At 63.0% G+C, this 7,059-nt stretch carries 6 protein-coding genes; all 6 read right to left on the bottom strand.

Going from position 1 to position 7,059, the window contains the following annotated elements:
- On the bottom strand, positions 1-1,532 hold a 1,532-nt coding region (locus tag ABSB13_RS16155; protein ID WP_428110309.1), incomplete at its 3' end, for a sensor histidine kinase.
- Positions 1,533-1,536: 4 nt separating this feature from the next.
- Positions 1,537-1,749, bottom strand: coding sequence for a DUF2905 domain-containing protein (locus tag ABSB13_RS16150; RefSeq protein ID WP_428110307.1), 213 nt, complete (start codon positions 1,747-1,749; stop codon positions 1,537-1,539).
- Between the two features lie 78 nt (positions 1,750-1,827).
- Entirely contained in the window at positions 1,828-3,945 is a 2,118-nt protein-coding gene (gene fusA / locus ABSB13_RS16145; RefSeq protein ID WP_428110305.1) for an elongation factor G, read from the bottom strand.
- A gap of 97 nt (positions 3,946-4,042) precedes the next feature.
- Complete coding sequence (locus tag ABSB13_RS16140) at positions 4,043-4,840, bottom strand: biotin--[acetyl-CoA-carboxylase] ligase (RefSeq protein ID WP_428110303.1); 798 nt, start codon at positions 4,838-4,840, stop codon at positions 4,043-4,045.
- A 49-nt stretch (positions 4,841-4,889) separates the two neighbouring features.
- Entirely contained in the window at positions 4,890-5,738 is an 849-nt protein-coding gene (gene nadC / locus ABSB13_RS16135) for a carboxylating nicotinate-nucleotide diphosphorylase (protein ID WP_428110302.1), read from the bottom strand.
- Positions 5,739-5,858: 120 nt separating this feature from the next.
- Positions 5,859-7,059: class I tRNA ligase family protein (locus tag ABSB13_RS16130; RefSeq protein WP_428110300.1), on the bottom strand; the 1,201-nt coding region annotated here is incomplete at its 5' end.

Raw genomic sequence — 7,059 nt, 5'->3', positions numbered from 1 at the left:
CGCCACGCCTCCATCCGCTCGACCTTCGCTATCTGGCTGACGTCCTCGAAGAACAGCACCGTTCCGGCCGGCTCGTCGGGGGTCTCGCCCAGCGGACTGGCGGTCATCATCAGCTCGGTCTCGCCACCTGCGGCTTCGAGTTTGACCGTCGAGCGGGCCTCGCGGGGGCGCGTGGCGAAGGCGAACACGTCGTCGAGCACGCGGGCCAGCGCGGGTGGAAACGCTCCCTGGTAGTTGCGGCCGATGACGGCGGCGGCGCTCAGATCGAGCAGGCGCTCGGCGCATGGATTGATCGTGGTGACGACGCCGTCATGGTCCAGCCCGACGACGCCCGCCGACACGTTGCGCAGCAGAGTCTCCGTGTACTGGCGGCGGCGCTCGAGTTCGGCGGCCGAAGCGCGCAGGTCGGCGGTCATCTGGTTGAAGGAATCGACCAGATGGCCGATCTCGTCGTCGCCTACGGCGGGGATGCGGAAATTGAGATCGCCGCCGGCGACCGCCTGGGTCCCGCGTGCGAGCAACTTGATCGGGCCGGTGATTCCGCGCGCAAGAAACATTCCGAACCAGCTCCCCAGCGTCACCACCACCAGCCCGATCAGCGCCAGCGTCAGCAGGTAGCTGTTCATGATGGGCTGGCGAAGAATTCGCAGCTGGAAGTAGTCCTCGGAAACGCGCGAAATGTTGGTTGCGCGCGTCGCCAGGCTCTGCGGCAGATAGTAGTCGACCAGCACCGCGCCGAGCACGTTGTCGGTTTCGCTCGAGAGGTAAATCGGCGCGGAGCCGCGGATTACGTCGGCGCTGCCGAGCCGGTCGGTGCGAGTGAGCGCCTGTCCCTTCAGCGTTTGCGAGATGATCGGGGAATCCGGCAACGCGCCGATGCCGGTGGGAGTCTTGGGGCTGATGTCGATCAGCAGCAGTTTGCGATCGGCGGAGAACACCTCGATGGTGCCGAGGTTGTATTCCTGCTGGCGCTTGGCGATGAACGACTTGAGTTCGTCGCGCTTCTGCGGCGCGAGCAGGCCCTGCGCCGAGATCTCCCCGGCCAGCACGCGGGCGAAATGCGACGCGTTGTTGGCCGAGTTCAGATAGTAGGTCTTCGCGATCTCGAGCGAGTCATTGAGAATCTGTTGGTACTCGGGATTGAACCAGCTGTTGATGTCCTCGTGCAGGAAGACGCTCGACACGTAAAGCAAAAACGCGCTCGGGATCAGCGCGACGGCGATGAATCCCGCGACCAGCCGGACCTGGAATTTCGAACCAATCAATCCGCGGCGGCGCTCGAAGATGACCTTGGCGAGATTGCGTCCGACCAGGAACAGCATCAATCCGAGCAGCAGGAAGCTCAGGTTGAACAGCGAGATGACCGCCAGATTGGAGACCAGCGAGGTGTGACGCGTGAGCGGCGGCAACTCGGTCTGCGCGAGCACGAACGCGACCAGCGTCGCGCCGGCAACTCCGACGGCGATCAGCTCGCGACGGCGCCGCTTGCGCTCTGCAAGCCGATGCGGGCTTACGGATTTTTCTGCTGCCAATTCGTCAACGCCTCATCAGCGAAAACAGCAGGGTCGCGGCGATGCTGATAAGAACGCAGGTGGCAAGCGGGAAATAGAAGCTGAAGTTGCCGCGACGGATGTAGATGTCACCGGGCAGCTTGCCTACATATGGCGCCGACGACAATCCCCACAGCGCCAGTCCCACGACCACGATCGCGACACCGGCGAAGACCAGGCTTTTTCCTATCGGCGCCATCGCAATGCTGACTCAGCACCGATTGTACTCGACGGGCGGCCCTTGCAATACCCGGCCGCCCCGCCCTGCCCCGCGCCGTTATGCGTGGGCGTGCGCGTGCGATTTGGCGCCGGCGGCCTCGCGCGCCGCGAGCGTCTCCTTGATGATTTTCTCCGCGACCGGCCCCGGCGCCTCCTCGTAATGCGAGAAGTGCTGCTCGAACGAGCCGCGGCCCGACGTGATCGAGCGCAGGTCCGGCGCGTACTTCAGCACCTCCGACATCGGCACCTGCGCCTTGATCACCTGGCCATGGCCCTTGCTGTCCATCCCAAGCACTTTGCCGCGCCGCGAGTTCAGATCGCCAATTACGTCGCCCATGCATTCATCGGGACATGCAACTTCGACCGCAACGATCGGTTCGAGGATGATCGGCTTGGCCTTTTCCAGCGCTGCCTTGAAGCCCATCGAGGCTGCAATCTGAAACGCCATGTCCGACGAATCGACATCGTGATAGCTGCCGTCGAATACTGTGACCCTGACGTCCACCATCGGATAGCCGGCCAGATGTCCTTCAACCAGCGTGTTGCGCACGCCCTTTTCGACCGACGGAATGAAGTTGCGCGGGATCACGCCGCCCACGATGCTGTCGACGAACTCGAAGCCCTTGCCGCGCGGCATCGGCTCGACCTTGAGCCAGCAATCGCCGTATTGTCCGCGGCCGCCCGATTGCCGTTTGTACTTGCCTTGCGCTTCGGCGCGTCCCTTGATGGTCTCCTTGTAAGGAACCTTGGGCGCCTGAAGCTCGACGTCCACGTTGAATTTCCTGCGCAGCTTCTCGACCGTGATTTCGATATGCATCTGGCCGGTACCCGACAAAATGATGTCGTGGGTCTGCGGATCGCGATGCATCTCCAGCGCGAGATCCTCTTCGATCAGCTTCTGCAGCGCCGCCGACGACTTCTCCTCATCGCCCTTGGTCTTTGGATGAATCGCGAAAGACATAACGGCCGCCGGACGCGTCAGCGGCGGCATCACGAGCACCGGCGCTTTCTCGTCGCATAGCGTGTCGCCGGTGGTGGTGTCCTTCAGCTTGGCGACGGCGACGATCTCGCCCGCGATCGCGCTGGCGATCGGAGACTGCTTCTTGCCCTCGAGCCGCAGCAACTGGCCGAAGCGCTCCTTCGATTCCCTGGTCGAGTTGAACACGCCCGCGTCGGTCTGAGCGTGGCCCGAGATGATGCGGAAGATCGAGAGCTTGCCGGCGAACGGGTCGATGATCGTCTTGAACACCAGCGCGGCGAACGGCGCCGCCGGATCGGCGGGACGGCTTACCGGCTCGCCGGTCGTGGGATTCTGGCATTCCACCGGCGGACGTTCGTTGGGCGCGGGCAGATAGGTCGTCACGGCGTCGAGCAGCGGCCCGATGCCGATATTCTTTGCCCCCGAGCCGCAGAAGACCGGCGTGATTTTGCGCTCGACCACGGCCGCGTGCAGCGCGGCGCGAACTTCACCGTCGTCGAGAGTCCCTTTGTCGAGATATTTTTCGAGCAGCGCGTCGTCGGTCTCAGCGACCGCCTCGAACAACGCGGTGCGCGCCGCTTCCGCGCGGGCTTTCAGCTCGGCCGACAATTCTTCTTCCTTGAATTTGCCGCTGGTGTCGGCGTACGTGAGCGCCTTCATCGCGAGCACGTCGACGACGCCCGTGAAGCCGAGCTCTTCGCCAATCGGGATCGTCAGCGCGACGGCGCGCGCGCCAAGAACCTTTTCGAGATCCTTCATCGCGGCGTCGAAGCTGGTGCGCTCGCGATCCAGCCGCGACACGAATGCGATCCGCGGCAGTTTGAGCTCCTGGGTCGCGGCCCAGATTTTTTCCGATTCAACTTTGGTGTCGGCGCCCGGGCTTATCAGCATCACGACGCCGTCCACCGCGCGCAGAGTCGTGATCGTTTCGGGCAGGAAGGCGGCGTAGCCGGGCGTATCGGCGAGAATTACTTCGGTCTTTTTCCAGTTGAGATGATTAAACGCGGAACTGATCGAAATGTGATGCTTGGTTTCTTCGGGTTCGAAGTCCATCGCCGCCGAGCCGTCGTCGGGCCGTCCCAATCGCGGCGTCGCGCCGGCCGTGAAGAGCATCGCATCGGCGGCCTGCGTCTTGCCGGTTCCGCCCTGGCCCACGATTGCGATAGTTCTAAGCCGTCCGATTTCCTCCACAGCCATAGAGAGTACCTCTCAGCCTGCCCGGCGGGACCAGCGCCGATTCCCGCGCGCCGCGTCGCCGCTCGATGCAGTTTATTTCGCGTTGATCACATACGGCCTACTCGTACGCCCCTTCCACGCTCACCTCGCCGGCGACGATTCTCTCGATCCGGTCCCCGATGTCTAGCAGCAGTGCACCTGTCCCGTCGATTCCCCTGACCACTCCCGACTGGCGCCGCCCGCCGTCCACGATTGCGATGCGCTTGCCGGTCAGCGCCGAGTAGCGTTCCCACGCCGGGCGAACCGACTCGAAGCCGCGGGTCAGGGATTCCATATAGCGGGAGTCGAGCAGATTAAAAAGCGAATCGGCGATCGCGATCCGGTCGCATGGATGCCCGGTCGCGATACGCATCGAGGTCGCCTTGTCGCGCAGCTCGGGCGGGATGTCGTCCGCCGCGAGATTGATATTGATTCCGATGCCCAGCAGCACGCAGTCGAGTTTCTGGCGCGCGTCGGTGACCGCCTCGGCGATCATCCCGCCCGCCTTGCGTCCGCGAAGCCAAACGTCGTTGGGCCATTTGAGCGCAACGATCCCCGGCGCCTCGCGCTCGAGCGCCTCCGCCGTCGCGACTCCGGCCACCAGGCCCAGCCGCGGCACGTCGGCCAGTGGAATCGGCGGACGGAGGATAATCGTCGTGTACAGATTGACGCCGGGCGGCGAATGCCACGTGCGGCCCATCCTGCCCCGCCCCGCGCTCTGACGCTCCGCAATCACCACAGTGCCCTGGTCGGCGCCGCCCGCGGCCAGTTCGCGCGCGGCTTCCTGGGTGGAGTCGATTTCGTCGAAGTAATGGATCCGCCAGCCGATGCGGCCGGGCGCGCCGCGTTCGCTTGCGAGATATGGATTCTGAGGCATTTTTTCAGTGAATCCGCAGCCGTGTAGCGTCGGGCGGGGCGCCCGCCAATCAAACCACGTCGATTCTCATGCTGATATCCAGAAATCGCGCCGAATGAGTCAGTGCGCCGACGGAAATTAAATCGACGCCCGCCTCCGCGATCGCGCGAACGTTCTTGAGTGTCACGCCACCGGAGACTTCGAGCTGCACCGTCTGCGGTGCCATCGCGCGCGCCTTGCGGACGTTGTCGAGCGTCATGTTGTCGAGCAGGATCGCGTCGGCGCCGGCTTTAAGTGCTTCTTCAACTTGGGCGAGCGTCTCGCATTCGATCTCGATTTTGAGCGTATGGGGCGCCGTCCGGCGAGCACCCTCGATGGCTTTGGTCACTGTGCCCGCCGCTGCGATGTGGTTTTCCTTAATCAGCACGCCGCTGTCCAGGCCGAGGCGGTGGTTATGCCCGCCGCCGACGCGGACCGCGTACTTCTCGACGACGCGCAGACCGGGATGAGTCTTGCGCGTGTCTAGGATCTTCGCATGCGTGCCCGCGATCGCATCGACAAACGCGCGCGTCGTGGTCGCAATTCCCGAGAGCAGTTGCACGAAGTTGAGCGCCGTGCGCTCGCCGATCAGCAGTCCCGCCAGCCGGCCCTCGATTTCCGCGAGAATATCGCCCGCTTTCAGCTCAGTGCCTTCGGGCGCAAGCGCGACCATGCGCGGCGCCGCGCCGGCCTGTTCCATCACGGGCTCAATCAGGATGCCGCCGGCGAGAATCATTCGCGGCTCTTTGACGGCGATTCGCGCGCGGCCCATCGCGCCCGGCGCGACGGTCGCGGCGGTGGTGATATCGCCCTGCCCCACGTCCTCGGCGAGCGCCCGCTCGATGAGTTCAGTGAGGTCGAGTTGTTTGAGCAGTTCCACGAGTACCTGCGAGCTACGTCATGTTTGTCATTCTGAGCGCAGCGAAGAATCCCGGCAGCAGTGCACAGCCGAGCACCAGAATCCGGGATTCTTCGCTTCGCTCAGAATGACACGGAGGGTTCATGCGCTTTCGCCGAGCTGCTGCAGTTGTTCAGTGAGCATCCGCTGCTCTTTCTTCAGTTGTACCAACCGCTCTCTGGCTTCCGCGACAGTCGAGGGATCTGCTTTGGATAGGAAGTTCGGATCATTCAAGCGTGCTTTGAGTTGAGTGATGTGTTTCTCAACCTCCGCCAGTTGTTTTCGCAGCTTCTGGCGCGCCACCTCAAAGTCATATCCTTCAGGCGCGGCCACGCCGACATCGCCGAACGAAACCTGCGCGAAGACCACGGCCGCGCCGGAATTCTCCGCGTGTTCCAGACTCTCGAGTTTCGCCAGCGTCGTTACATATGGTATCCACTGAGCAAATTGATCGAACGCACTGTCACTGACCCGCTTGATCGATGCTCGGAGGCGCTGGCCTGGATGCCAACCGAGCAACGAGCGCAGCGAGTTGATCGCCTCGGTCGCCTCGATGCAGTGATTCATCGCGGTTTCCTCCGCCGCCGAAAGCGGATTCGTCACCGACACTTCGGGATACCTCGCAATCGGCAAATGCGCCGCGAGATTCGTCTCGTCGATGTAAGGGCGAATCACCTGCCAGATTTCCTCGGACACGAACGGCATGAACGGATGCAGCAGGCGCAGCATCTTGTCGAAAACGTTCACCAGCACCCATCGCGCCGCCGCCTGGCGCTCGCCGCCGGCCTTTAGAGAATCTTTCGACAGCTCGATGTACCAATCGCAGAACTCGTGCCAGATAAACTGGTACAGCTTCATCGCCGCGACGTTGAATTCGTACGCTTCGATTGCACGAGTGACTTCTGCAATCGTGTCGTCGAGCCGCGACAGAATCCATCGCTCGGCCAATCCCAGCTTCGCGATTTCAACTGTTGCGAGCGGTTGCGGCGCACCGTCGAGATTCATCATCACGAAGCGCGCGGCGTTCCAGATCTTGTTGGCGAATGCCCGCGACGCCGCGAATCTGTCGTGCGACAGGATTACGTCGCGCCCCTGCGCGGCCAACTGCGCCAGCGTGAACCGGACCGCGTCGGCCCCGTACTGTTCCATCAAATCGAGCGGGTCAACGACGTTGCCCTTCGACTTGGTCATCTTCTTGCCAAGTTCGTCGCGCACCAGCGGCGTGATGTATACGTCCTTGAACGGCACCTGGTCCGTGAGCTCCAACGCGAACATCATCATGCGCGCGACCCAGAAAAAGATG

This window comes from Binatus sp. (SeqCode) (assembly GCF_050013435.1).
Lineage (GTDB): Bacteria > Desulfobacterota > Binatia > Binatales > Binataceae > Binatus.
The sequence above is the reverse complement of the archived record's forward strand: the minus strand, read 5'-3'. Positions and strand labels throughout refer to the sequence as shown.